This window comes from Rhizobium sp. Rhizsp82 (assembly GCF_047325115.1).
Classification (GTDB): Bacteria; Pseudomonadota; Alphaproteobacteria; order Rhizobiales; family Rhizobiaceae; genus Rhizobium.
This window is the reverse complement of sequence record NZ_CP168570.1, coordinates 179,022-205,418: the sequence shown is the minus strand read 5'-3', so window position 1 is coordinate 205,418 and position 26,397 is coordinate 179,022. Positions and strand designations below refer to the sequence as shown.

The following is a 26,397-nucleotide window of genomic DNA, read 5'->3' as shown; positions in this document are numbered from 1 at the left end:
CTTCAGCCATCGGGCCAGTTTGATCACCCGACGATCCAATTCCTAAGGCAGTGCGGCTGAACGCATGCCGAACCAGGCGTTCATGCGTGGTTCACGGGTGTTAACGGCGGGGCTTGAACTCGCCAAAAACCATCACCATCTGAATTCTGCAGGCGCCGGAAGGGCCTGCGAAACCGTCCCGAAGCTGCCGAATATGGGGTTTCAGGGGCATCTTTATCGCAACTCGTCGCTTCCCAAGGAGGACACTATGCGTCACGTCGATTTCTCTCCCCTCTACCGTTCCACCGTCGGTTTCGACCGTCTCTTCACGATGCTCGACAGCCTCGCTCAGCCGGATCAGGGCCAGACCTATCCGCCCTACAATATCGAGCGCACCGGTGAGAACACCTACCGTATCACCATGGCCGTCGCCGGTTTCGACGAAACCGAGATCTCGATCGAAGCCCAGGCTCACGCTCTGAACGTCAAGGGTGAAAAGAGCGAAGACAATGCCGAAGGCAGCGAATTCCTCTATCGCGGCATCGCCAAGCGCACTTTCGAGCGCCGCTTCCAGCTGGCCGACCATGTCGAGGTCACCGCCGCTTCGCTGAAGAACGGTCTCCTGCATATCGACCTTCTTCGCAGCATTCCCGAGGCCATGAAGCCCCGCAAGATCGCGATTGCCGCCGAGCCGGTGAGCGCGCCGAAGGCGATCGAGGCTCAGGTCAACAGCTAACCAATTCCTCCCAGGAATAGGAAAAGGCAGGCGGCGCTCCGTTGGAGCGCCGCTTTTTTATTGCGCTATATCTAAGGGGATCAGGCCGGGCTTGCGGCCTGTTCGATTTCCTTGGCAGTCGCCCGCTTCTTGGCGGCGGCTGCATATTTCTGGGCGATGACGGCGCAGGCCATCAGCTGGATCTGGTGGAACAGCATGAGCGGCAGAACGATGGCGCCGATCGGCTGGCCGACGAAGATGACGTTTGCCATCGGCACGCCGCTCGCCAGGCTCTTCTTGGAGCCGCAGAAGGTGATGGTGATCTCGTCGGCCTTGTTGAAGCCGAGCAGGCGGCTGCCGAACATGGTGAAGAGCAGCACGAAACCGAGCAGCAGCATATCGACGATGATGACGGCGGCGATGTCGCCGATCGAGAACTGGTGCCAGAGGCCCTCGATAACCGCCTTGCTGAAGGCTGCGTAGACGACCATCAGGATCGAGCCGCGGTCGACGGGCATCAGGATCTTCTTCTTGGAGCGGATCCAGTCGCCGATCCAGGGCTGCAGCACCTGGCCGAGCACGAAGGGCAGAAGCAGCTGCAGCATGATCTGTTCGAGCGCATCCCAGGAAAAGCCGCCATGGCCGCCGACCGAGAAGAGCAGACCGACGAGCAGCGGCGTCAGGAACATGCCGAAGATATTCGATGCCGAGGCCGAGCAGATGGCTGCCGGAACGTTGCCGCCGGCCATCGAGGTAAAGGCGATCGACGACTGCACGGTCGAGGGCAGGACGCAGAGGAAGAGGATGCCAAGATAGAGCGGTTGCGGCAGGATCGAGTCGGGAATGAAGCCGATTGCGAGGCCAAGCAGCGGGAAGAGCGCGAAGGTCGTCAGCAGGATCGCCAGATGCAGGCGCCAGTGCAGCACGCCGGCGATCACCACATCGCGCGACAGGCGGGCGCCGTGCAGGAAGAAGAGAAGGGCGATCGCCAGATCCGTCGCGACGCTGAAGTAATCCGCAAAGGCGCCGTCGGCTGGAAAGAACGATGCAAGAATGACCGTGCAGACGAGCAGGATCGTGAAAGTATCTGGCAGAAAGCGGCGCATGGCGTGGTCCCGGGCAATAACAAGTTCATTGTCTTGTCATCCATTATGATTCAGGATGCAAGGAATAACAGTTATCACGAAATGGGATCGTCATGCTTGATCTGACCCAATTGCGCAGTTTCGTCGCCGTCGAGCAGATGGGCAGCTTTACCCTTGCGGCGGAGCGGCTCGGGCTTGGACAATCGACCGTCAGCCAGCATATTCAACGACTTGAAAGCTCGGTCGGCCGGAAGCTCCTCGCCCGCGATACGCATAAGGTGGTGCTTACAGGCGATGGCGAGGCGTTGCTGTCGCATGCCCGCGCGATGCTTTCAATCGAGGGGCAGGTGCAGTCGCTGTTTCGGGGAAACAGCCTGCGCGGCAAGCTGCGGCTCGGCGTTTCCGAGGATTTCGTGACCAGCCAGCTGCCGGCCGTGCTTGAAGATTTCGTGCGCTCGCATCCGTCTGTCGATCTCGAGCTGACCGTCGCGCTCTCGGGTGCGCTCTATGAGATGCAGGACAATGGCGAGATCGATCTGGTTCTCGCCAAGCGCAGGCTCGGCGATGCGCGCGGCAAGCTCGTCTATCGCGAGCCGCTGATCTGGCTGGCGCGCGATCCCGAGCATGTTCTGCAGCAGAGTCCACTGCCGCTGATCGCCTTTCCGGCGCCGAGTGTCACGCGCAGCATCGCGCTGGAGGCGCTGGGGCGGACGCAGGTGGCCTGGCGGATCGTCTGCACCTGCGGCAGCCTGAGCGGCCTGACGGCGGCGGCCCGCGCCGGGATGGGCGTGCTGGTTCAGCCGCGCAGCATGGCGCCGGCGGGATTAAAGGAGATCGCGCCCGGGCGGTTGCCTGTTCTCGAAGATGTGGAATTCGTGCTGGTGCCGCGTAAGGGGGCGGACCGGGCGCTGGTGTCTGCTCTGTCGGACGATATTCTCGGGAAGGTTCGCAGCCTTCGCTCCGGCGGCTGACAAGAAAAACCCCGCCGGAGCGGGGCTTCTCTTCAATCAATAGGGGCCGACGCACTGCTGGCGGGGACCGTTATAGGGCTGGAACGTGTTGTCCGATGCCCTGTAGGAGCGATAGCGGCTGTAGCACCAGCGGGTATGCGAGTTGCCGCCGTAGTAGCGCGGCTGCGTGGCAGCGCTCAGCGCACCACCGATGATCGCGCCTGCTGCGAGACCGCCGATGATCGCACCGGCATTGTTGTGGTGGTGGTGATGGTAGTAGCGGCCGCGATAGTAGCGGTTGTTGTAGTAGCGCCTGTTGTTGCCGTGCCACCCATGGCGGATCCAGCGGCGGTCGCGGACCTGTTGTACATCCGAGGCAATGCCGGGCGATGTGATGTCGGGCCTCTGGATTGCCATGACCGGGAAGGCCTGAGCGGGGGCGATGCCTGTAAAACCGGTTACAAGCGAGACGAGTACGATTGCGAGCTTTTTCATGATTTTTCACCTTTCGCCTGTAAAGTCCTGAGGCGAGGGTAAAGTTCCGCAACACTTTGCTTTTGTTTGTATCTTCACGCAAAAGTTAACGCCCTGCTTACTATTTTAAGCAGGTCTCAACCCTGTCGCTTAGGCGTTTGGTCAGATTTCGGTTCGTAATTTAGCACCAGGTAAAGGTCGTCGTTCGGGGCAAGGGAGAACGGACCGATGATTTATGGTGCAGTGTTCATATCCGGGCTGGTTGCCTGCGTGATGATGATCGTGGTGATCGGCCACGAAGCAGAAAAGGCGGATCAGGGAGCGCCCCAATCCGCCGTCTTCGGGCATCAGAATTGATGCTGTCTTATGCCGCCAGGCATTTCAGGAAGCCGTCGACATCGGCTTCCGTCGTCGCGAAGCTGGTCACCAGGCGGATCAGCGTTTCGTTGTCGCCAACAAGTTCCGGCATGGAAACCGGGATCGGCCATTCATAAAATTTCGCGCCGCGGCTTTCGGCCGTCTTTGCAGCACTCTTGGTGATCACCGCGAAGACCTCGTTCGATGCCGTCGGCCAGGCAAGGCGGGCAGAGTTGCTGGCGCCGATGCCGGCGCGCAGGTGATCGGCCATCCCATTCGAATGGCGGGCGAGGCCAAGCCAGAGCTCTTCCTCAAAATAGGCATCGAACTGCGCGGCAATGAAGCGCGACTTGGAGAAGAGCTGGGCGGCGCGCTTGCGGATGAACGGCATTTCCTTTGCCTGATCCGGATCGAAGAAGACGATTGCCTCCGCACACCAGCAGCCGTTCTTGGTGCCGCCGAAAGAGAGAATGTCGACGCCGCGCTTCCAGGTCATGTCGGCGGGTGTGGCGCCAAGCGCCACGAGCGCATTGGCAAAACGGGCGCCATCCATATGGAGCGGCAGATTGCGCTTCCTGGCGATCGAGGAAATCTCGCCGATCTCCGGCAGCGAATAGACGGTGCCGATCTCGGTCGCCTGGGTGATGGTGACGGCGCTGGCGCGGCCGTGATGCACGGCGTCCTCAGGGTAACCGGCGATCTTTGCCGAAAGTTGCGCGGGATCGATCTTTCCGAACTCGCCGCTGACGGCAACGAGGCGCGAGGCGTTGGAAAAGAACTCCGGGGCGCCGCATTCATCTTCGATCACATGGGCTTCCGAATGGCAGAAGGTGATGCCGCCGGGGCGCTGGACGCTGGCAAGCGACAGCGAATTGGCAGCTGTGCCGGTCGAGACGAAGAACACGGCGACATCGCGCTCGAAGACTTCGGAAAAGCGGGCCTGGACCTTTTTGTCGAGGTCGCTGTTGCCATAGGCGGCGGCAAAGCCGGTGGAAGCGGAAAGCAGGCGCTGGGCAATGGCTTCGTGAGCGCCGGCCCAGTTATCGGATGCGAAGAACATGAGGAAACCGTTTATCAAATGAAAAGGCGGGGCAAATCCCGGCAGGGACATTACGCCATTGCGGTGAGCGATCAAGGCGCCATTGCAGTGAGCGACAAGGGGCCGCTGGCCGATCCATCACGAAATCTGATTTCGGCAATCAACAAACAAAATAATGCAAAACTGTGTAATTTTATTGCGTACCAAAAATACAGATTGTAATTTTCATTCGGAAGTTCATGTTTTTTTAATTTGATGGTCTTGCGGGCGCCCCAGCCTTCTGTCATAGAACTAGTGAATTAGGGCAGGGTTGCTGTCCTATTTTGGCCTTTATGGCCGAAGAGGCGCCGAGAGTCCTGACGTTTTCAGGCTTTCACGTTATAGTCGCCAGGAGCGCGGGCAATCGGCCCAAGCGGAGGCGGCTGGCAGGCGCGGAGCGCGGCGGATCGCTTTTGGCGGACGCATGCGGCCGGATCTTCACAATGCAACAGCGCTGTCACGCGCCGAACCTAAGATCGGGGACGGTGCATGACGAAAGGCCGCCCGCAGTCCCCGCGGGCTTTGACAGGAGCGAAGACGATGACGAAGAAGACGCCATCCACGAGTTTTGACCAGATTGCTGCAGCCGATGCGCGCGCAACGGCCAAAACGCGCAAATTCGCTTCCGGTCTGCCTGCCAAGCAGGGCCTCTACGATCCGCGCAACGAGCATGATGCCTGCGGCGTCGGCTTCGTTGCCCATATGAAGGGCCAGAAGTCGCATCAGATCGTCAAGGACGGTCTCTTCATTCTCGAGAACCTGACGCATCGCGGTGCCGTCGGCGCCGATCCGCTGATGGGCGATGGCGCCGGCATTCTCGTGCAGATCCCCGACCGCTTCTTCCGCGAGGAGATGGCGAAGCAGGGCATTACCCTGCCGAAGTTCGGCGAGTATGGCATGGGCCATATCTTCATGCCGCGCGACGAGAAGCAGATCGAGCATTTCAAGAAGGTCATCAAGGACGTCATCGTCGAAGAAGGCCAGGTCTTCCTCGGCTTCCGCGATGTGCCCGTCGATAACTCCTCGCTCTCCAAGGCGCCCGAGATCGCCGCCACCGAGCCGCATCACGTTCAGGTCTTCATCGGCGCTGGTAAGGATGCCGCGACCAACGACGAGTTCGAGCGCCGCCTCTTCACGCTCCGCAAGGTGATCTCCAACCGTATCTATGACGAGTTCGACGGCGAGGAGAGCAACTTCTATCCGGTGTCACTGTCATCGGCGACCGTCGTCTACAAGGGCATGTTCCTGGCCTATCAGGTCGGTGACTACTACAAGGACCTGGCGGACCCGCGCTTCGAATCCGCGGTCGCCCTCGTGCACCAGCGCTTCTCGACCAACACCTTCCCGTCCTGGAAGCTGGCGCATCCGTACCGCATGGTCGCCCACAACGGCGAAATCAACACGCTGCGCGGCAACGTCAACTGGATGGCGGCGCGTCAGGCTTCGGTTTCCTCGCCGCTCTTCGGTGAGGATATCTCCAAGCTCTGGCCGATCTCCTATGAGGGTCAGTCGGATACGGCCTGTTTCGACAACGCGCTCGAGTTCCTCGTGCGCGGCGGTTATTCCATGGCGCACGCCGTGATGATGCTGATCCCGGAAGCCTGGGCCGGCAACCAGTCGATGGCTGCCGAACGCAAGGCATTCTACGAGTATCACGCCGCTCTGATGGAGCCGTGGGATGGCCCGGCGGCCGTTGCCTTCACCGACGGCAAGCAGATCGGCGCGACGCTCGACCGTAACGGCCTGCGTCCGGCCCGCTATCTCGTCACCAACGACGACCGCATCATCCTCGCCTCCGAAGCTGGCACGCTGCCGGTTGCCGAAGAGGATATCGTCCAGAAGTGGCGCCTGCAGCCGGGCAAAATGCTGCTGATCGACATGGAAAAGGGCCGCATCATCTCGGACGAAGAGGTGAAGTCCGAGCTTGCGACCAAGCATCCCTATCGCAGCTGGCTCGACCGTACCCAGCTCATCCTCGAAGACCTGAAGCCGGTGGAACCCCGCGCGCTTCGCCGCGACGTGTCGCTCTTGAACCGCCAGCAGGCCTTCGGCTACACGACCGAAGACACCCGCATCCTGATGTCGCCGATGGCGACGACGGGCCAGGAAGCCGTCGGCTCGATGGGCACGGATACGCCGATCTCGGCGATGTCCGAGAAGTCGAAGCTGCTCTACACCTATTTCAAGCAAAACTTCGCGCAGGTCACCAACCCGCCGATCGATCCGATCCGCGAAGAGCTGGTCATGAGCCTCGTGTCGTTCATCGGCCCGCGTCCGAACCTGCTCGACCATACCGGCATGGCGAATGCCAAGCGCCTGGAAGTGCGCCAGCCGATCCTGACCAATGGCGATCTCGAAAAGATCCGCTCCATCGGTCACACCGAAGACCGCTTCGACACCAAGACGCTCGACTTCACCTATGACGTCGAGCGCGGCGCCGAAGGCATGCCCGAGATGCTCGATCGCCTCTGTGAGCGCGCCGAAGCTGCGGTCAAGGGCGGCTACAACATCATCGTTCTCTCGGACCGTCAGCTCGGCCCGGACCGTATCGCCATCCCGGCGCTGCTGGCGACCGCTGCCGTCCACCATCACCTGATCCGCAAGGGTCTGCGCACGTCCGTCGGCATCGTCGTCGAAACCGGCGAACCACGCGAAGTGCATCACTTCTGCCTGCTGGCCGGCTACGGCGCCGAAGCGATCAACCCGTATCTCGCCTTCGACACGCTGCTCGACATGCATGCCAAGGGCGAGTTCCCGAAGGAAGTCGATGCCTCGGAAGTCGTCTACCGCTATATCAAGGCTGTCGGTAAGGGCATCCTGAAGGTCATGTCCAAGATGGGCATTTCGACCTATCAGTCCTATTGCGGCGCGCAGATCTTCGATGCGATCGGCCTGCAGCAGGAACTGGTCGACAAGTATTTCTTCGGTACTGCGACGATGATCGAAGGCGTCGATCTCGCGGCGATCGCCGAGGAAACCGTTGCCCGCCACAACTCGGCTTTCGGCAAGGATCCGCTGCTCGCCACGACCCTCGATATCGGCGGCGAATATGCCTACCGCATGCGCGGCGAAAGCCATGCCTGGACGCCGGATGCCGTTGCGACCCTGCAGCACGCCGTTCGCGGCAATGCCGAGGACCGCTACCGTGAATTCGCCGAGATGGTGAACACCTCGGCGCTGCGGATGAACACGATCCGCGGCCTCTTCAACATCAAGAGCGCCGAGCAGCTCGGCCGCAAGCCGGTCTCCATCGACGAGGTCGAGGCTGCTGCCGATATCGTCAAGCGCTTCTCGACGGGCGCCATGTCCTTCGGCTCGATCAGCCGTGAGGCGCATACGACGCTGGCAATCGCCATGAACAGGATCGGCGGCAAGTCGAACACCGGCGAAGGCGGCGAAGAGAGCGACCGCTACATGCCGCTGCCGGATGGTTCGTCCAACCCGGAACGCTCGGCGATCAAGCAGATCGCGTCGGGACGCTTTGGTGTGACCACCGAATATCTCGTCAATGCCGACATGCTGCAGATCAAGGTCGCGCAGGGCGCCAAGCCCGGCGAAGGCGGTCAGCTGCCCGGCCACAAGGTCGATGCGACCGTCGCCAAGACCCGTCACTCCACTCCGGGCGTCGGCCTGATTTCGCCGCCGCCGCACCACGACATCTACTCGATCGAAGATCTGGCGCAGCTGATCTACGACCTGAAGAACGTCAACCCGACGTCTGACGTCTCGGTCAAGCTCGTTTCGGAAGTCGGCGTCGGCACGGTTGCCGCCGGCGTTGCCAAGGCGCGCGCCGACCATATCACGGTCTCCGGCTTCGACGGCGGTACCGGCGCATCGCCGCTGACGTCGCTGAAGCATGCCGGTTCGCCCTGGGAAATCGGCCTTGCCGAGACGCAGCAGACGCTGGTGCTGAACGGCCTTCGTTCGCGCATCGCGCTGCAGGTCGATGGCGGTCTGAAGACCGGCCGCGACGTCATCATCGGGGCGCTGCTCGGTGCTGACGAATTCGGCTTTGCGACGGCTCCGCTGATCGCGGCGGGCTGCATCATGATGCGCAAGTGCCACCTGAACACCTGTCCGGTGGGTGTCGCGACGCAGGATCCGGTCCTGCGCAAGCGCTTCAAGGGGACGGCAGAGCACGTCATCAACTACTTCTTCTTCGTCGCCAACGAAGTGCGCGAAATCCTGGCCTCGCTCGGCTTCACCAAGCTCGATGACATCATCGGCGCTTCGGAGCTGCTCGAGAAGGACGAAATGCTGGCGCACTGGAAGGCCAAGGGTCTCGATTTCAGCCGCATCTTCCACAAGGTCGAGGCTGAGAAAGAAGCGACCTACTGGACGACCCGCCAGAAGCATCCGATCGACGACATTCTCGACCGCAAGATGATCGAGCAGGCGCAGCCGGCTCTTACGTCGAAGACCCCGGTTGCCTTCGAAGTCGACATCAAGAATGTCGACCGTTCGGCCGGTGCCATGCTGTCGGGTGAGGTGGCCAAGCGCTACAATCACCGTGGTCTGAAGGAAGACACGATCAACGTTACCCTCAAGGGTACGGCTGGCCAGAGCTTCGGCGCGTTCCTTGCCCGCGGCGTCACCTTCAACCTGATCGGCGACGGCAACGACTATGTCGGCAAGGGTCTCTCGGGCGGCAAGATCATCGTTCGTCCGCCTGAGAATTCGAAGATCGTCGCCGAAGACTCGATCATCGTTGGCAACACCGTTCTCTACGGCGCGACCGAAGGCGAGTGCTACTTCCGCGGTGTCGCGGGCGAGCGCTTCGCGGTTCGTAACTCCGGCGCCATCGCTGTCGTCGAAGGCGTGGGCGATCACGGCTGCGAATACATGACGGGCGGCGTGGTCGTCGTGCTCGGCGCAACGGGCCGCAACTTCGCGGCTGGCATGTCCGGCGGTGTGGCCTACGTTCTCGACGAGAGCGGCGACTTCGCCAAGCGCTGCAACATGGCCATGGTCGAACTCGAGCCGGTTCCGGAAGAGGACGACATGATGGAGAAGCTGCATCATCACGGCGGCGATCTGGCGCACAAGGGACGTGTCGACGTCTCCGGCGACATGACGCGTCACGACGAGGAGCGCCTCTACCAGCTGATCTCCAACCATCTGCACTACACGGGCTCCACCCGCGCCAAGCAGATCCTGGACGCCTGGGCCGACTACCGCCCGAAATTCCGCAAGGTCATGCCGGTCGAGTACCGCCGTGCGCTTGAGGAAATGGAGCGCGCCCGGATGGGGATTGCTGCCGAATAACTTGCAGAGAAGTCCGCCGTGCCGGTGCATGGCGGATGACCGGACTATCTTCAAATGACCCGCGCCGATCGGCGGCAGCATCCTGCTGCTGGTCCGCGCGGATGGATCTCAGGGGATAAGTGCTGATGACGGTCGAAAGAAGCAACCTGCCTCCGAAGTTGAGGCTGATGATGGACAACTGGCCGCAGGCGAGGCGGTCATGAGTGTAAGGGACGAAAATATGGGTAAGGTTACAGGCTTTCTGGAAATCGACCGGCAGGTTGCGAAGTATCAGCCGGCGTCCGATCGTATCCGGCATTTCCGCGAATTCACGATCCCGATGTCGGACCCGGAAGTGCAGAAGCAGGCTGCCCGCTGCATGGACTGTGGCATCCCCTATTGCCACGGTCCGACCGGCTGCCCGGTGCATAACCAGATCCCTGACTGGAACGACCTCGTCTACAACAACAACTGGGAAGCAGCGATCCAGAACCTGCATTCCACCAACAACTTCCCGGAGTTCACCGGCCGCGTCTGCCCGGCGCCCTGCGAGGAAGCCTGCACGCTGAACCTCGAAGATACGCCGGTCGCGATCAAGACGGTCGAACAGGCGATTGCCGACAAGGCCTATGAGCTCGGCTTCATCCGGCCGCAGCCGGCGACGGTTCATACCGGCAAGAAGGTTGCGATCATCGGCTCCGGTCCTGCCGGCATGGCGGCTGCCCAGCAGCTCGGCCGCGCCGGTCACGAGGTTCACCTCTACGAGCGCGAGTCGAAGCCCGGCGGCCTGCTGCGCTACGGTATTCCTGACTTCAAGATGGAGAAGAACTTCATCGATCGCCGCGTCGAGCAGATGAAGGGCGAAGGCGTGACCTTCCACTGTGGCGTCAATGTCGGCGTCGATGTGAAGATGGAGCAGCTGCTCGCCGATTACGACGCCGTTCTTTATTGCGGCGGTTCGGAAACGCCGCGTGAGGCAGGCATTCCGGGCACGGATTTCGCCGGCGTTCACGATGCGATGCCTTACCTCGTGCAGCAGAACAAGCGCGTCGGCCGCGAAAATATCGACAGCGTCGGCTGGCAGGCAGATCCGATCCTCGCCGGTGCCAAGCACGTCGTCGTCGTCGGTGGTGGCGATACCGCGTCGGACTGCGTCGGCACGGCTTTCCGTCAGGGCGCCGTGAAGGTCACCCAGCTCGACATCCGCCCGCAGCCGCCGGAGAAGGAAGACAAGCTCGCCGTCTGGCCGTTCTGGGCCACGAAGATGCGTACCTCCTCCTCGCAGGCCGAAGGCGCCGTACGCGAGTTTCAGGTCGCGACGCTGGAGTTCATCGGCGAAGACGGCCAGCTCACCGGCGTCAAGTGCTGCGAAGTCGACGAGCGCCGCAAGCCGGTTCCCGGCACGGAGTTCATCATCAAGGCCGATCTCGCCTTCATCGCCATCGGCTTCCGCGGCCCGTTCACCGATAGCGTGCTGAAGGATCTCGAAGGCAAGCTGACACTGAATACCGATCGCCGCGGTTCGACCAACGTCGTTGCCAACGACAGCGACTATAAGACCTCGGTCGACAAGCTCTGGACCGCCGGCGACGTGCGCCGCGGTCAGTCGCTGGTCGTCTGGGCGATCCGCGAAGGCCGCCAAGCCGCCCGCGCCATCGACGAAGCGCTGATGGGCTCGACGGTTCTGCCGCGCTGATCTGCCGGTCTGTCCGGTTGCAGACAAGCCGCTTGCGAGAAATCGCAGGCGGCTTATTTATGTCCGCCATGACCTTCTCGTTTCGAAAAGCCGTGCCTGAGGACGCCGCCAACGTTGCGGCTCTGGCGATCCAGGTCTGGCTGCATACCTATGCCAAGACCGGTATTCGCCGGGCGATCGCGGACTACGTTCTCCAGCAGTTCACCGAGGAAAATTTCCGGCGGCAGATCGCCTCGGATCCGCAATATTTCATCCTCTGCGAAAGCGAAGGCCATCTCGTCGGCTATCTGCGGCTGGATTTCGAGGCGCCATGCCCTGATGAGCCTGATATCGATACCGAGATCGTCACGCTCTATGTGCAGGAGCATTTTCTAGGAAAGGGTCTTGGCGCGAAGCTCCTGGAAGAGGCTGACCGCGTGCTGTCAGCGCACGGCAAGCGTCATGCCTGGCTTGGGGTCAACCATCAGAACCTGCCGGCAATCCGTTTTTATGAGAAGCAGGGGCTTCGGCGGGGCGGCTCGACCTATTTCGAGTTCGAGGGAGAGCAGCACGAGAATTTCATCTACATCCGCTCTGCCGGTTAGCCGTTACTTCGCCGAAACCTGCTTCGGTTCCTTGGCCGGAAGGCGGTAGTCGTCGACGCGCCCGGCGGGAGCCTCTTCGACCATGCCGTCCTGCACCAGCAGGTCGCGCGGCGACTTGGTGAGCGAGACCGGCGGTGCCTTGGCGCCGAGCAGTTCGGAGCCGCCGTCGAGGTTGGGATCGGAGAGACTGATCGGCTGCGTATGCGGCACGTTCGGCTCCGGCAGGCCGAGGCTCGGCAGGTTGCTGGTGTCGAGGCGCACGAGGTCCGGGCTCGCCTGCGTGCCGAGGATGCGGCGGGCGGGCTTTTCGACATAGAAGGCGACCTTGCGGCGGCCGGCCTGCGTCAGGTTGATGCCGTCGGAGGTGCGCAGGCGCACCTGCTGACCGTTGATATCGGAACCGGTGACGATGAACTGGCCGCCTTCGTCGACGAAGCCGTCCCAGATGTCGACGAACTCGCCGCCGACGCTTTCCACCTGCTTGCGGTAGAGCTGGTTCATCTGCACTGCGTCCGAGGTCATCGAATCGGAGCCGAAGGCGGGCAGGCCGACCCAGAGCAGCGGGATCTTGCGGTTGGTCACTTCCTTGCCGAAATTCAGCACGCGCTTTTGATATTCGGCGTACCAGGCCTCGGTGCGGAATTTCTCCTTGTCGCCGTTAATCGCCATCTGCTGGCGGTCGTTGGCGCCGATCATGACGACGACGATGGCGGGCTTCACCTCGTCCATCATCTTCAGGAGTTGCTCGGGCCAATTGTAATAATCGTCGCGCACCAGGCCGGAGGAGACGTTCCCGCGCGCATCGATGACGACGCCCGGCGAGGTCTTGAACGCATCGGTCATGCCATCGCCGAGGCCGCTGGCCAGGAAGTCGCCGACGATCAGGATCTTCTGGGCGTTTTCGAGCTTCTGGACCGTCTCCTCTTGCGGAACGACAGGTGCGGGCTTCGGCGCGGATGTTACCGCCTTCGGCTTGGCCGGAGGGCGCTTGCGCTGCGGGCGGGGGCGCTCCACATCCGGCGGCGGCGGATAGTCGTCGACATAGGTGCGGCGGCCGAAGAAGAAATCGAGAATCGAGCGGCGCTCGTAGCGCTCCTGCGCATCGGCAAAATGAACGGGCGCGGTTACGCCGAAAGACAGGGCCAACAGCGCGATCGTCGCCGTCCGCCAGCCGGATTTACGCTTGTTGCCCTGTGGTCGCATGGTCATGTCCCGCATCTCGCGGCATTTTCGCATGGAGTGGGCGCGAGCGTCCACTCCGGATAGGATTTATGTCGCGAAATCTTACCGTCTAGCGGCGCAGCGCGTTGAGCAGCGGAAGCGAGGGCTCGCCGTCGGCCTGCATCCCCAGGCGCTCCTGCACGGCCGAGATGGCGGCTTTCGAGCCGGAGCCGAAATTGCCGTCCACTTCGCCGTTGTAATAGCCGAGCGTCTTCAGGCGCGTCTGCAGCTCGAACTTTTCCTTCACATCGAGCGTGCCGTCCGGCCGCGGCCAGCGCTGCTTCATGCCGCCATAGCCGGCGATCTCGTCGGCGAGCAGGCCAACGGCAAGCGCGTAGCTGTCGGAGGCGTTGTACTTCTTGATGGTGAAGAAGTTGGAGGTCATCAGGAAGCCAGGGCCACCAGCGCCGCCCGGCATCTTCAGGATCGCCTTGGTGCCGGCGTCCTTGAAGCTCTTGCCGTTCGGACGCGTCAGCCCCATCGCCGCCCACTGGGCCAGCGTGTGCGTCTTGCCCGCCTGCTTGGCGGCGGACGCCGGAACGCTCACCTCGTAGCCCCAGGTCTTGCCGGTCTGCCAGCCGTTCTTGGCAAGCAGGTTGGCGGAGGTGGCGAGCGCATCGGGAACCGAATTCCAGATGTCGCGGTGGCCGTTGCCGTCGGCATCGACCGCGTAGAGCAGGTAGCTGGTCGGAATGAACTGCGTGTGGCCCATGGCGCCGGCCCAGGAGCCGGTCATGCCATCGGCGGAGATGTCGCCGTTCTGCAGAATCTTGAGGGCTGCGATCAGCTGCTTCTTGGCGAATTTCGCCCGGCGCTCGTCGGCATAGGCCAGCGTCGCAAGTGCGCGCGGCACGTAATGCAGGCGATCGTCCTTTTCGAGAACGGCGCCGTAGTTCGATTCCATCGACCAGATCGCCAGGATGATCGTCTTGTCGACGCCGAAATGGCGCTCGATGGCGTTCAGAGTCGAGGCGTGCTTTGCGGCCATTTTGCGGCCGATCTCGACCGTGTAGGGGTTCACGCGGGAATCCACATAGTCCCAAATCTTGGTTGTGAATTCCGGCTGAAAGGCCGCCTTTTCAAGGACTGTAGGGTCGGGTTCGCTCACACCGGAGAAGGCTTTCCGATAGGTTGCCTTGCTGATGCCATTTTGCGCGGCAGTTTGATAAAAATCCGCGATCCACTTCTGGAACCGCTGGTCGGCAGCCGCGTTATGGGGTGCCAAACCGGCGGACGCGGTCACAACGAGGGCGAGGGCAAGACCACGAAGGGAGTATTTGTGATTTTTGGTCATCGGCAGTCCGTATCCGTCATCTCTGTTACAAGTGCGGCGGAGGGGCATTCCGTCCGGACCGGAGACTACCGGAAGGAAGTCAACAAATTCTTTACCATGACAACGTCTTCCCGTCATCATTTGTAAAACAGTAGCGAATTTAGCTTAATTCACCCCAAATAGCTTGAGTTCAAAGCGATAAACCCCCCAGGAGGTTCTACGTGACGCAGCAGAAAAAAGTTCGTAAAGCGGTATTCCCGGTCGCAGGTCTTGGAACCCGGTTCCTTCCAGCGACGAAGGCCGTTCCGAAGGAAATGCTGACCGTCGTCGATAAACCGATCATTCAGTACGTGGTCGACGAGGCTCTGGAAGCCGGTATCGAACATTTCGTTTTCGTCACCGGCCGCAACAAGCACATCATCGAAGACTATTTCGATATCCATTTCGAACTGGAGCAGACGCTGCGCGAGCGCAGCAAGAAGGCCGAAATGACGCTGCTCGAAGCGCAGCTGCCGAAGGCCGGCACCGTCAGCTTCACCCGCCAGCAGGAACCGCTTGGTCTCGGCCACGCCGTCTGGTGCGCCCGTGAGATCGTCGGCGACGAGCCCTTCGCGCTGCTTCTCCCCGACATGATCATGAAGGCTGAAGGCAAGGGCTGCATGAAGGGCATGATCGACCTTTACGGCCAGAGCGGCGGCAACATCATCGCCGTCGAGGAATGCGCTCCGGATCAGGCTCACAAATACGGTATCGTCGGCGTTGGCGATGCGATCGGCGACGGCTTCCGCATCACCGGCATGGTCGAAAAGCCTGCCAAGGGCACGGCGCCCTCGAACTTCTTCATCAACGGCCGCTACATCCTGCAGCCTGAGATCTTCAAGATCCTGGAAACCCAGGAACGCGGCGCCGGCAACGAGATCCAGCTGACCGACGGCATGCTGAAGCTGCTGAAGGATCAGGCTTTCGCCGGCTACCACTTCCGCGGCACGACCTATGACTGCGGCGCCAAGGATGGCTTCATCCTCGCCAACGTCGCCTTCGCGCTCGACCGTGCGGATATCCGCCCGACCGTCGAGGAAGGCTTCAAGGCTCTGCTGAAGGGTCTCTGAGGTCTAGCGCTTCAACCGCAAACCGACACCGGCTCGCCATTGCTGCGAGTCGGTGCCTTCATCCCGCGTCGTCAGCTCGTAGCCGACAGTGCTCGTCAGATCGAGATAGCGGTTGATGTTCCAGATCAGACCGGCGCTCGTCGTGTAAACGGTCTCATCGCTGCTCGCTCCGGCCGGATAGTCGCGGAGCGTCACTCCACCCAGAACCGTTGCCTGCAGATTGTCGCGCAGCTGATGCGTGATCGTTGTCGACAGGGCATGCGAGACGTAACCGCTCAGCCCCGGCGTGGTGGAAGGCTGAATGCTGGTCTGCAGGTCGAAGCCGACATTGGTGCCGCGCAGCGGCGACCAGACGATATTGGCATCGACGGTTGCCGTATCGATCGACGACAGACGGTCGTCATCGAAATTGGCCGTCTCGTAACCGGCGCTGACTTCGCCCTTCAATTTCTCGCCGAGATCGATCTGAACACCGGCCTTGGCGCCGTAGCTGTTGCCGGAGCGCGCATAGCCTGAACTGTCGCGCGTCTCGTCATAGACGGTCTTGCCGACGGTGCCTTCGATGAAGGGGATGAGCGCCGGGGAGAGCTCGTAGCCGATGCGGGCGCGGAAATTCCCGGCGGTCTGGTCGCGGTCGCTGAGGGAAACAGTCGTGCCGTTCGCCAGCGTCACGTCGGAATAGATCGTCCGGACGACACCGATTTCCGTCGTGCCGCGCAAGACGCCGAAGTCACGCTCGATCGAGGCGCCGGTGCTGAATTCCTGGACGTTCGACTGCTCGTCGGCGTCGGAGATGGCGTTCGGATCGTCGGTGTCTTCGCGGTAGAAGCGGTAGCCGCCCTTGAGATGGGCTGTGGTGTCCTCGGGCAGATCGAGGCGCAGGTCGCCATCGATCTGGAAGGACGGCTGTTCCTCGCCTTCGCCGCTGATGTTCTGCTGCCAGCTGCCCTCGCTGGTGACTGTCAGCTGATGCAGGCCCCAATCGGAGGTCAGCGTCGCATTGCCGTCGGTCTGCAGGAAGCCGCGGCTTTCCTTGATGCCGTTATCCTTGGTCGTCTCGGTATTGATCGACTGGGTGATCGACGGGCGCAGGATGAAGGTGCCGACGCGGATGCCGTCGGTGTCCTTCTCGGTCAGCGTATCGTCGGCCTTGCGCGGCAGGCGGCGCTCATCGATCGCCGGTTCGCGGGTGTTCAGGCGGCGGATGTCCTCGTCGAGGATCGAGCCGGTTGTTTCGTCGCTCGGCTGCTGGTCTCCGCTTGCCGTGGTGGATACCGTGCCGGTCTGCTGCGTGGTGCCGGTCTGGGTCGCCGTGCCATCGGGGGAGGGAACGCCGGGCTGGCCGGGATCCGGGACGCCGTCGCCATCAAGATCAACGGTTTGCGCCTGCTGATCGCCGGCGTTGCCGCCGGAAGAATATTGGGACGATGATTGATAGGCGGATGTGCCGCTGCCGTAGGTCTGCGCCGACTGCGCGAAGGCGATCTGCGGCAGCGCTGCGGTGAGAAGAACGGCAGACACGGCAAAGCGCGTCGCACGGAGCGGCGTCAAACTGCTCGTATCACGTTCCTTGCCCATTCAGAATCCGCGTGTGGCATGCTTCAACTCGTTACCCGAAAGTAAAGTGTCATAGTTAATCATTCGTTTAGGACGACCGAGGCGGCCTGTGCTTGCGAGCGCGACAACGATGGACAGCCACAGTGAAAAGCGGTAACGCAGGCACATGATGAGAAAAGTCGTCAATCTGATCGAAAACAGCGTGCTGGAGTCCGCGCGGCGGACCATCAGCATCGAGCGGCGCGGCCTTGAAGCCCTTGAGCGGGCGCTCGACGATGGTCTCTCCGGACCCTTCAGTCAGGCCGTCGAGACGATCAGCGCCATCAAGGGGCGCCTCGTGGTAACCGGCGTTGGCAAGAGCGGCCATATCGGCGTCAAGCTCGCGGCGACATTCGCTTCAACGGGCACGCCTGCCTTCTTCGTCCATGCCGCCGAGGCCAACCATGGCGATCTCGGTATGATCGGTGATCAGGACGCGATCATTGCGGTTTCCTGGAGCGGCCAAGCGCCGGAACTGAAGGCGATCCTGAACTACTCCCGCCGCTTCTCGATCCCGCTGATCGCCATTACCTGCGATGAGAAGTCCGTTCTGGGCGAGGCGGCCGATATCGTGTTGAAGCTGCCGAAAGAGATGGAGGCTTGTCCGCACGGTCTGGCGCCGACGACATCGGCGATGATGCAGCTGGCGATTGGCGATGCGCTCGCCATGGCGTTGCTCGATGCGCGCGGCTTCACGGCCCGCGACTTCCACGTCTTCCATCCGGGTGGCAAGCTGGGCGCGAGCCTGACCCACGTCTCCGACATCATGCACAAGGGTGACCGTCTGCCGCTGGTGGCGGAGGGTACGCCGATGCAGGATGCGATCAAGGTTCTGTCGAGCAAGCATTTCGGCTGCGTCGGCGTTCTCGACGGCGACGGGAAGCTTTGCGGCATCGTCACCGAAGGCGATATGGCACGCAACCTGTCGCGCAATCTTGCCGAACTGGCCGTCGACGACATCATGACCCGGACGCCGAAGGTGGTGAAGCCGAAGGTGCTTGCGACGGCTGCGCTTGCCTTGCTCGAGGAATATCACATCGGCGCGCTGATCGTCGTCGACGACGACAACCGACCCGTCGGCCTCGTCCATTTCCACGATCTCTTGCGGATCGGCGTCGCCTGATCAGGCGGCTTCCACCGTCAGGTCGCGCCCGGTGCTGGCGACGACCCTAACGCGGGTGCCGGCCGGCAGGTCCGGTCCCATCACCTGCCAGATCGTATCATCCAGCTTTATCCGGCCGCGGCCTTCAGTGATCGGCTCCGCCAGCGTGGCTGTGCGCCCGACCAGGCTCGCGCCGCGCTGATTGAGGAAGGGCTCGTCGGTCGCATCGTGGCGCAGCGTCAGGCGGCGGCCGATGAAGGTCGCGGCGACCGAGAGCGCCGCGAACAGGATGAGCTGCACTTCCCAGACCCAGAAGCCGGCATCCCAGAGCAGCAGCGACAGGATGCCGACGGCAAGCGCCGCCAACCCGATCCAGACGAGGAAGAAGCCGGGCACGATCATTTCGGCGGCCAGCAGCACGAGGCCGGCTACCCACCAGGTCCAGGGCCCGAGCTCTGCAACGATGCGTGCCAGCATGCGTCAGCGCTCCGGGTTCTGGTTGAAGGGGTTGACGGGCGGCGTGCTGCGCTGCGCTACCTGCCGGGGCGGCTGCGGCGCAGGCGGGGTGCTGCCGTCGCCGAAGACTTCCTTGGCGATGGCGCCGATGCCGCTCAGCGAGCCGAGAATCGACGATGCCTCGATCGGCATCAGCACGACCTTGGAATTGGATGCCGAGCCGATGGAGGTCAGCGCTTCGGTGTATTTCTGCGCCACGAAGTAGTTGATCGCCTGGACGTCACCGGCGGCGATCGCCTCGGAAACCATCTTCGTTGCCTTGGCTTCGGCTTCGGCCAGGCGCTCGCGGGCTTCGGCGTTGCGGAAGGCTGCCTCGCGCTGTCCCTCGGCCTGCAGGATGGCCGACTGCTTGGCGCCTTCGGCGCGCAGGATCTGGGCGTTTCGCGAGCCTTCCGCTTCGAGAACCTGGGCGCGCTTCTCGCGCTCGGCCTTCATCTGGCGGGCCATGGCATCGACGAGGTCGCGGGGCGGCGGGATGTCCTTGATCTCGACGCGGGTGACCTTGATGCCCCAGGGATGCACGGCCTCGTCGACGACGCGCAGCAGGCGGTCGTTGATGGCGTCGCGGTTCGAAAGCAGTTCGTCGAGGTCCATCGAGCCCATGACCGAGCGGATGTTGGTCATGGTCAGGTTGAGAATGGCGTTTTCGAGATTCGAGACCTGATAGGCGGCCTGCGCGGCGTTCAGCACCTGATAGAAGGACACGGCATCGGCGGAGACCGAGGCGTTGTCCTTGGTGATCACTTCTTGGGTCGGCACATTCAGCACCTGCTCCATCACATTCATCTTCGCGCCGACGCGCTCGATGAAGGGTGTGATCAGGTTGAGGCCGGGCTCCAGCGTGCGCGTATAGCGGCCGAAACGCTCGATCGTGTAGCGATAGCCCTGCGGCACCGTCTTGATGCCGGCGAACAGCACCAGGATGACGAAGATGACGAGTGCGATGACGACGATGTCGAAGCCGCCCAGGACCATGAAATTCCTCCACCGGTTGTTGCCGGAAAATCCGGCACACATCAAACGTGGAGACTTATCCCGTTATTTGCAACGATCCGCAACAAAAAGCCGCTGGCTGGATCAGACCCAGCCGAGCAGCTCCCGGCGGACCACCTTTTCGAGCACGCGCATGCCGTCCTCGCTGTCGTTCAGACAGGGGATATGGGTGAATTTCTCGCCGCCATTCTCATGGAAGGAATGGGCCGCCTGTTCGGCGATTTCTTCCAGCGTTTCCAGACAGTCGGAAACGAAGCCAGGGTTGAGGACGGCGATCTTCTTGACGCCGTCCTGCGCCAGCTTCTCGACGGTCTTGTCGGTATAGGGCTGGAGCCATTCTTCCGGCCCGAAGCGGGACTGGAAGGTGACCATGAATTTTTCCTTCGGCAGGCCCAGGCGCTCGCGCAGCAGCCGTCCGGTCTTCTGGCACTGGCAGTAATAGGGATCGCCCTGCTTGAAGTACGACATCGGGATGCCGTGGAAGGAGGCGAGCACCATGTCCGGCTCCCAGTCGAGGGTCGCGAGGTGCTGCTGCACGGAGTTGGCGAGCGCTTCGATATAGGTCTCGTCGTCGTGATACTCAGGGACGGTGCGCACCGCCGGCTGCCAGCGCATGGTGAGCAGCTTCTGGAAGGCCTTGTCGTTGACGGTCGCCGTCGTCGCTGCCGCATATTGCGGATAGAGCGGGAAGAGCACGATGCGGTCGCAGCCCGCAGCCTTCAGGCTGTCGATTTTCGAGGCGATGGAGGGGTTGCCGTAGCGCATCGCCCAGTCGACGACGACATTTGGCAGGTCCTTCAGCCGCGCAGCCATCAGTTCTGCCTGGTTGCGGGTGTAGGTGCGCAGGTAGCTCTCGTTCTTGTCCCTGTTCCAGATCGTCTCATAGGCCTTGCCGACTTTCTGGGGGCGGGTGTTGAGGACGATGCCGAAGAGGATCGGGTACCACTTCCAGGGCGACCATTCGATGACGCGCTTATCGGTCAGGAACTCCCGGAGATAGCGGCGCATCGAATTGTAGTCGGTGCCATCGGGCGTGCCGAGATTGACGAGCAGCACGCCCACCTTGCCAAAGCTGACGGGCGGATGGTCCGCCGGGCGGTTCGAAATTTCAGCAGTCATACTGGCCCCAACGCTCATGATGTCTTCGCCCCGTTCATACGCAGCCGGGTTCGGTTGGTTCAACCCTATAAGTAGAAAAGCCGGCCCGGGGAACCCCGGACCGGCTTCGAAGATCGGGACAAATCGTCTTACTTGGCGGGAAGCTTCAGCTCCTCGCCGACCATGAGGCGGCGCGGGTTCGGGCTACCGTTGGCTTCGGAGATCTTCTTCCAGAGTTCGCCGTTGCCGTAGAACTGCTTGGCGAGATCCCAGAGCGTGTCGCCGGCGGCAATGACGTGGCTGGACGGCGTTGCGGCGGCCGGTGCGGAAGCGGCCGGTGCAGCCGGTTCGGCAGACGGTGCCGATGCTGCAGGAGCGGCGGGTGCCGCCGGAGCAGCGGGTGCCGCCGGAGCAGCGGGTGCCGCAGGAGCGGCCGGGGCAGCAGCGGTGCCGGTTGCAGCGATCTCGGTGACGCGGCCATCGGTGTAGGGCTTGTAGGGGTTGTGCGCGGTCAGATACTCGACAGTGACGTCGGCAAGGTCGGGGCCGAAGTCATAGGCGTTCTTGCCGGCGGTATCGAAGATCGAGTAGCCGTCACCGCCCGCGCGCATGAAGTTGTTGGTGGCAACGCCATAGGTCTTGGCCGGGTCGATCGGTGCGAAGGCATCGCCAGTCTTCACCTGAACGTCGCTGACGCGGCTGCCGACGGGCTTCGACTGATCGAAGGTATACTTGAGACCCGCAACCTGCGCGAAGCGGCCGGCGCCTTGGTCGATCTGGCTGACGCCGTTTTCCAGCGCCTTGACGACGTCGGCACCGGTCAGCTGGAAGGTTGCCAGCGTGTTCTGGAAGGGCAGGACGGTGATGACTTCGCCCTGGGTGACGTCGCCGCCATCGATCGAGGCACGCAGGCCGCCGCCGTTCTGGATGGCGATCTGGACGCCCTGGCTCTTGGTGCGGTCGAGCATCGCATCGGCGACGAGGTTGCCCATCGAGCATTCCTTGACGCGGCAAATGGTGCGGTCGCCCTCGATCGGTCCTTCCGAGGCGCCGATGACCTTCTTGCGGAGGTCTTCGATCGGCTTGGCGAGCTCGGCAATGCGTGCCGTCAGCGCCGGATCGGGCGTGAAGGAGGAGTCGATCAGGATCGGATCGCCCTTGGCGCTCTTGACGACGCCGTTATCGTCGAAGTCGACGACGAGATCACCGAGATACTTGCTGTAGGATGCGGCCTGCACGACCGGAACCTTGTAGCCGCCGGGATTGTCGACCATCGTCGGATAGGGGCCTTCGGCCTTCGGATCGGTGTTCGACAGCAGGCTGTGCGAGTGGCCGCCGACAACGACGTCGACATCCGGGATCTTGGCGATGAAGGCGAGATCACGCGGGTAGCCGACATGGGTCAGCGCGATGATCTTGTTGATGCCCTGTGCCTTCAGGTCCTGAACGGCTGCGGTGATCGAGGCGACGTCGTCGGCGATCAGTACCTTCGGGCCGGGGGAGGAAAGCTCTTCCGTGTCGTTGGTCACGGCGCCGACGACGCCGATCTTCTGGCCGCCGACATCGAGAACCAGCGACGGCTTGATGCGGTCGCCGAGCTTGGAGCCGTCACCGGCGAGAACGTTGGCGGAGATGACCGGGAACTGAACCTTGTCGAGGAAGGTGGCGAGGCCGTCTTCGCTGTCGTCGAATTCATGGTTGCCGACGGTCATGACGTCGAACTTCATGGCGTTCAGCACTTCGGCTTCGGCCGCGCCCTTGTAGGTCGTGTAGAAGAGCGAGCCCTGGAAATTGTCGCCGGCATTGAGCAGCAGCACGTTCTGGCCCGTCAGAGCCTGGCGGCGCTGGTCGATCGCGGTCTTCAGGCGGGCGGCGCCGCCGAAGCATTCCTTCTTGCCTTCTTCCTCGGCAGAGCAGGTGGAATCGAACTTGTTGATCGATTCAATGCGCGAATGGAAATCGTTAATGTGAAGAATATTGAGCTGGTAGTCCGCAAAGGCGGCGCTCGTGCTGAGCGCCAGCATGGACGCCGTCAGCAGGCCGAAATTAAAGGATTTCGTCATCCTGTTCTCCTGATTTTCCGGCGGCAGCGCTTACCCCTGGCTGTTCCGCCGATCCCTCTAAGCCGTGTTACCCGGCGCGCCGGATGTTTTCATCAAGCCTGCGCAACCGCAAGCGAAAAGCTGTGCCAGTCCCGGCGCTTTCCAAGTAGCGGTAAACAAAAAAGCTCCCGCGAAGGGGAGCTTTTCATCGTCCGGATTTCGAGCGCAGTTACATGCTGCGCGTCAGCGTGAACTGCGAGCCGGAATCGGCGGTGCAATTCAACTGGGTCGGGTTGACGAGGGCGCAATTGACCTTCGACTGCGTCTTGCGCACCAGCGAGGTCATGTTGATCTCGACCAGAGACGGCCCGGTGTTCACATAGGTACCGGAGGCGAGCAGCTGGTTGCTGTCGGTCGTGCGGGTGGTGAAGGTACCGGCCTGGAAAGTCGAGACGATGCCGTTCGGATCGCGCCATGCGCCTTCGACACCGGCCGGAGCGGCGCTTGTGGCGACAGGCATCGGGCGGGGATCAGAGGAAACACAGGCGGCGAGCGCTGCTGCGGCAGCCGCCAGCGCGGCAATATTTCTCAACTTCATAAGCTTCTCCGGCAATTGACGGCGGACTTTATCCGCAAGAGTTCGGAAAAAACATGGCGCGGGGCGGCCGCCAAGGCAAGTCTTCTGCAACGCCGAAGCGAATTTACACAGCAGGCGTTACAAAAATGCCCGCCTTGCGGCGGGCATCTTGGTTTTCACCGGTTCGCGGTTACGAGCGAACCAGGATGTTTTTGAACTGCCACGGATCCTTGGTGTCGAGATCTTCCGGGAACAGGCCCGGGCGGCCGTCCAGCGGGGTCCAGTCGGTGTAGTGACCTTCGACCGGGCCGAGGTAGGGCAGCTGCACTTCGAGGCAGCGCTTGTAGTCGATCTCGTCGGCTTCAACGATGCCGGCCTTCGGGTTTTCGAGGGCATAGACCATGCCGGCCAGAACGGCCGACGTGACCTGCAGGCCGGTGGCGTTCTGGTACGGCGCGATGCGGCGGGTTTCTTCGAGCGACAGGCGCGAGCCGAACCAGTAGGCGTTCTTCTCGTGGCCGTAGAGCAGCACGCCGAGTTCGTCGATGCCTTCGACCAGTTCGTCCTCGTCGAGGACGTGGTGAACGGGCTGCGAGTTGCCGCCGTTGCCGAACATTTCATGCAGCGACAGAACGGCGTCGTTCGCCGGATGGTAGGCATAGTGGCAGGTCGGGCGGAAGGTCACTTCGCCGTCCTTGTCGCGCACCGTGAAGTAATCGGCGATCGAGATGGACTCGTTGTGGGTGACGAGGAAGCCGTACTGCGGACCCGGCGTCGGGCACCAGGTGCGAACGCGGGTGTTGGCGCCCGGCTGCTCGAGGTAGATCGCGGCCTTGCAGCCCTTCTTGTGCTTCTTGGCGTTCTTCGGCATCCAGTTTTCGTGGGTGCCCCAGCCGAGTTCGGCCGGCTGCAGACCTTCCGAGATGAAGCCTTCGACGGACCAGGTGTTCCAGAAGACGTTGAGCGGCTTCGGGTTCTTGGTGAGCTGCGTGTCGCGCTCGGCAATGTGGACGCCCTTGACGCCGAGCTTCTTCATCAGCTTCGCCCAGCCTTCGCGGTCGTGCTGATCCGGCTCTTCGAACTTCAGGCCCGTGTCATTGGCGAGGTTGACCAGCGCCTGCTTGACGAACCAGGAAACCATGCCCGGGTTTGCACCGCAGGTGGAAACGGCCGTCGCGCCGCCCGGGTTCTTTTCCTTTTCCTTGCGTACGGTTTCGCGCAGCGCATAGTTGGTGCGGTCGGCATTCTTCATGTTCTTGTCGAAATAGAAGCCGAGCCACGGCTCGACGACGGTATCGATGTAGAGAACGTCGAGCTTGCGGCAGAGCTTCATCAGGTCGAGCGAGCCGGTATCAACCGAAAGGTTGACGCAGAAGCCCTGGCCTTCACCTTCCGTCAGCAGCGGCTTCAGGAGGTCCTTGTAGTTGTCCTTGGTCACATATTCCTTGATGTGACGGACGCCGTGCTTCTTGAGGATTTCCATGTCGCCCGGCTCTTCGCGCGGGTCGATGACAACCAACCGGTTCTTGTCGAACTTGAAGTGGCGCTCGATCAGCGGCAGCGTGCCGCGGCCGATGGAGCCGAAGCCGATCATCACGATCGGGCCGGTAATTTCGGCATATACCGGGTGGTTCTGTTCCGTCATTCTTTTCTCCTGTGGAAGGCGACGAAGGCGATCTGCCTGAAGAATTCTTCAAAATGGGCTGAAAATTCGCGAAGTGACCGGCTCTAACCACAAAATGGCGTCACAATAAAGAGCGTTCGGCCGGGAAATCTAATATCAGGCGGGTGCGAGCTGTTGTGCAAGGCTGTGCAGCTTCTGCACGAGCTCGGCTTTCTGCAGCGTCAATCCCTTGTAGGCCGTCTGCTGTTCGTCAAGCGCGGCAAGCTGCGTGGCGAAGCTCGACGCGAGTTCGGCGGCGCGCGGGTGATGCTCGATCGCGGCGATCGGATCGACATAGACGCGGATCGTGAAGACGATGTCGCCGGAAACAGGAAGCTTGCGCAGCGTCTGCCGCTCGACGCGGGCGAAGCGCTCGGCAAGCGTGAAATCCTCGGAAGACGGCGGGCGGCGGTGCTTGGACATCGGCAGGAAGAGATCGCCCGTCGTGTTGACCGACCAGTTCATACGCTCGACCGGCTGGGCGACCAGCAGGTTGTCGAAGATGCGGGTGATCAGCGCCGCGTTGCGCGTGCCTTCGCTGAAGCCCGGAACATCGGCATGGATTGCCTGCATCGGCCGGCCGAACTTTTCCTGTAGCGACCAGGACGACGGAAAGGAGACATGGCCTGCGACCAGATGCCACCCATCGTCCTTGCGCCGCATGATGACGATGTCGTCCTCGACAAGGAGTCCTGCCTTCATCAGCGGCGGCAGGGCAGGGTCAGCGAGATCGACGGTGGTTCCGGCTGCATCGATGAGGCTGCCATGGCGTTTGTAGAGGTTCGGATGTGTGGAACAGAGATAATCCGCGAGCAGCTGCAGACATTCCTCCTGCGCGGCCAGCATATCGTCCTCGGCGACGAAAACATCGGCGCGACGCGAACCGGCGAGGCTGCGCTTTTCCGCAAGATAGCGCGGCAGATCCGCATCCGGCTCGATCCACCTTGCGAGATCGAGCGGCATCAGGCCGATGGTGAACGGCTTGGACGATCCATCATAGGGTGTGTAAGCGGGAAGTTTCATTGTCAGGAAACTGCCGGTTTGC

Annotated in this window: 22 protein-coding genes; 9 read left to right on the top strand and 13 right to left on the bottom strand. The window is 62.0% G+C overall.

All coding sequences use genetic code 11. The features are described 5' to 3' along the window. The first annotated feature begins 247 nt into the window (after nucleotides 1–247). The gene (locus tag ACEN84_RS05790; protein ID WP_112719960.1) at nucleotides 248–715 is read left to right on the top strand and encodes an Hsp20 family protein; all 468 of its coding nucleotides are present in this window, start codon (nucleotides 248–250) and stop codon (nucleotides 713–715) included. Nucleotides 716–795: 80 nt separating this feature from the next. Here ACEN84_RS05790 and ACEN84_RS05785 read toward each other — a convergent pair whose 3' ends face one another. Beyond that, on the bottom strand, nucleotides 796–1,800 hold the full coding sequence (locus tag ACEN84_RS05785; protein ID WP_199629002.1) for a bile acid:sodium symporter family protein: 1,005 nt from the start codon (nucleotides 1,798–1,800) through the stop codon (nucleotides 796–798). Between the two features lie 92 nt (nucleotides 1,801–1,892). On the opposite strand from ACEN84_RS05785, the gene ACEN84_RS05780 reads away from it, so the two are divergent. Further along, nucleotides 1,893–2,750, top strand: coding sequence for a LysR substrate-binding domain-containing protein (locus ACEN84_RS05780; protein ID WP_112719958.1), 858 nt, complete (start codon nucleotides 1,893–1,895; stop codon nucleotides 2,748–2,750). 36 nt (nucleotides 2,751–2,786) lie between these two features. On the opposite strand, the gene ACEN84_RS05775 is transcribed toward ACEN84_RS05780, so the two are convergent. Then, nucleotides 2,787–3,224 carry a BA14K family protein gene (locus ACEN84_RS05775; RefSeq protein WP_199629003.1) on the bottom strand — a complete coding sequence of 146 codons (438 nt, stop codon included), beginning with the start codon at nucleotides 3,222–3,224 and terminating at the stop codon, nucleotides 2,787–2,789. Nucleotides 3,225–3,431: 207 nt separating this feature from the next. On the opposite strand from ACEN84_RS05775, the gene ACEN84_RS05770 reads away from it, so the two are divergent. Further along, entirely contained in the window at nucleotides 3,432–3,560 is a 129-nt protein-coding gene (locus tag ACEN84_RS05770) for a hypothetical protein (RefSeq protein ID WP_281438203.1), read from the top strand. 7 nt (nucleotides 3,561–3,567) lie between these two features. Here ACEN84_RS05770 and ACEN84_RS05765 read toward each other — a convergent pair whose 3' ends face one another. Then, nucleotides 3,568–4,620: a threonine aldolase family protein gene (locus ACEN84_RS05765; protein WP_413710268.1), complete on the bottom strand. Its 1,053-nt coding sequence runs from the start codon at nucleotides 4,618–4,620 to the stop codon at nucleotides 3,568–3,570. Nucleotides 4,621–4,638: 18 nt separating this feature from the next. Here ACEN84_RS05765 and ACEN84_RS05760 point away from each other — a divergent pair, with 18 nt between their 5' ends. From ACEN84_RS05760 to ACEN84_RS05745, 4 genes are all read left to right on the top strand, one after another. Next, entirely contained in the window at nucleotides 4,639–4,821 is a 183-nt protein-coding gene (locus ACEN84_RS05760) for a hypothetical protein (protein ID WP_148194694.1), read from the top strand. Between the two features lie 357 nt (nucleotides 4,822–5,178). Further along, nucleotides 5,179–9,903, top strand: coding sequence for a glutamate synthase large subunit (gene gltB / locus ACEN84_RS05755; protein ID WP_199629005.1), 4,725 nt, complete (start codon nucleotides 5,179–5,181; stop codon nucleotides 9,901–9,903). Between the two features lie 220 nt (nucleotides 9,904–10,123). Further along, entirely contained in the window at nucleotides 10,124–11,578 is a 1,455-nt protein-coding gene (locus ACEN84_RS05750; RefSeq protein WP_413710267.1) for a glutamate synthase subunit beta, read from the top strand. A gap of 59 nt (nucleotides 11,579–11,637) precedes the next feature. Next, complete coding sequence (locus tag ACEN84_RS05745) at nucleotides 11,638–12,162, top strand: N-acetyltransferase family protein (RefSeq protein ID WP_413710266.1); 525 nt, start codon at nucleotides 11,638–11,640, stop codon at nucleotides 12,160–12,162. A 3-nt stretch (nucleotides 12,163–12,165) separates the two neighbouring features. On the opposite strand, the gene ACEN84_RS05740 is transcribed toward ACEN84_RS05745, so the two are convergent. Next, nucleotides 12,166–13,371, bottom strand: a complete 1,206-nt coding sequence (locus ACEN84_RS05740) for a DUF459 domain-containing protein (protein ID WP_413710265.1) — start codon at nucleotides 13,369–13,371, stop codon at nucleotides 12,166–12,168. An 82-nt stretch (nucleotides 13,372–13,453) separates the two neighbouring features. Continuing rightward, on the bottom strand, nucleotides 13,454–14,677 hold the full coding sequence (locus ACEN84_RS05735) for a lytic murein transglycosylase (RefSeq protein ID WP_112719952.1): 1,224 nt from the start codon (nucleotides 14,675–14,677) through the stop codon (nucleotides 13,454–13,456). 200 nt (nucleotides 14,678–14,877) lie between these two features. Here ACEN84_RS05735 and galU point away from each other — a divergent pair, with 200 nt between their 5' ends. Beyond that, a complete protein-coding gene (gene galU, locus ACEN84_RS05730) occupies nucleotides 14,878–15,765 on the top strand; it encodes a UTP--glucose-1-phosphate uridylyltransferase GalU (RefSeq protein ID WP_112719951.1) in 888 nt (295 codons plus the stop codon). Nucleotides 15,766–15,768: 3 nt separating this feature from the next. On the opposite strand, the gene ACEN84_RS05725 is transcribed toward galU, so the two are convergent. Beyond that, nucleotides 15,769–17,343 carry an outer membrane beta-barrel protein gene (locus tag ACEN84_RS05725; protein ID WP_413710264.1) on the bottom strand — a complete coding sequence of 525 codons (1,575 nt, stop codon included), beginning with the start codon at nucleotides 17,341–17,343 and terminating at the stop codon, nucleotides 15,769–15,771. 145 nt (nucleotides 17,344–17,488) lie between these two features. Between ACEN84_RS05725 and ACEN84_RS05720 the strand changes: the two genes are divergently transcribed. Further along, nucleotides 17,489–18,484, top strand: a complete 996-nt coding sequence (locus ACEN84_RS05720; protein WP_112719949.1) for a KpsF/GutQ family sugar-phosphate isomerase — start codon at nucleotides 17,489–17,491, stop codon at nucleotides 18,482–18,484. On the opposite strand, the gene ACEN84_RS05715 is transcribed toward ACEN84_RS05720, so the two are convergent. The 7 genes from ACEN84_RS05715 to ACEN84_RS05685 form a co-directional block, all read right to left on the bottom strand. Next, a complete protein-coding gene (locus ACEN84_RS05715) occupies nucleotides 18,485–18,940 on the bottom strand; it encodes an NfeD family protein (protein ID WP_203428033.1) in 456 nt (151 codons plus the stop codon). 3 nt (nucleotides 18,941–18,943) lie between these two features. Beyond that, on the bottom strand, nucleotides 18,944–19,954 hold the full coding sequence (locus ACEN84_RS05710) for an SPFH domain-containing protein (protein WP_413710263.1): 1,011 nt from the start codon (nucleotides 19,952–19,954) through the stop codon (nucleotides 18,944–18,946). A 102-nt stretch (nucleotides 19,955–20,056) separates the two neighbouring features. After that, nucleotides 20,057–21,091, bottom strand: a complete 1,035-nt coding sequence (gene hemH, locus ACEN84_RS05705) for a ferrochelatase (RefSeq protein WP_413710262.1) — start codon at nucleotides 21,089–21,091, stop codon at nucleotides 20,057–20,059. A gap of 128 nt (nucleotides 21,092–21,219) precedes the next feature. Next, entirely contained in the window at nucleotides 21,220–23,133 is a 1,914-nt protein-coding gene (locus ACEN84_RS05700) for a 5'-nucleotidase C-terminal domain-containing protein (RefSeq protein WP_413710261.1), read from the bottom strand. Nucleotides 23,134–23,341: 208 nt separating this feature from the next. Continuing rightward, on the bottom strand, nucleotides 23,342–23,710 hold the full coding sequence (gene omp10, locus ACEN84_RS05695; protein WP_112719944.1) for an outer membrane lipoprotein Omp10: 369 nt from the start codon (nucleotides 23,708–23,710) through the stop codon (nucleotides 23,342–23,344). Between the two features lie 169 nt (nucleotides 23,711–23,879). Continuing rightward, nucleotides 23,880–25,334, bottom strand: a complete 1,455-nt coding sequence (locus ACEN84_RS05690) for a homospermidine synthase (protein ID WP_112719943.1) — start codon at nucleotides 25,332–25,334, stop codon at nucleotides 23,880–23,882. A 135-nt stretch (nucleotides 25,335–25,469) separates the two neighbouring features. Then, on the bottom strand, nucleotides 25,470–26,375 hold the full coding sequence (locus tag ACEN84_RS05685) for a heme-dependent oxidative N-demethylase family protein (protein ID WP_413710260.1): 906 nt from the start codon (nucleotides 26,373–26,375) through the stop codon (nucleotides 25,470–25,472). Between the last annotated feature and the right edge of the window lie 22 nt (nucleotides 26,376–26,397).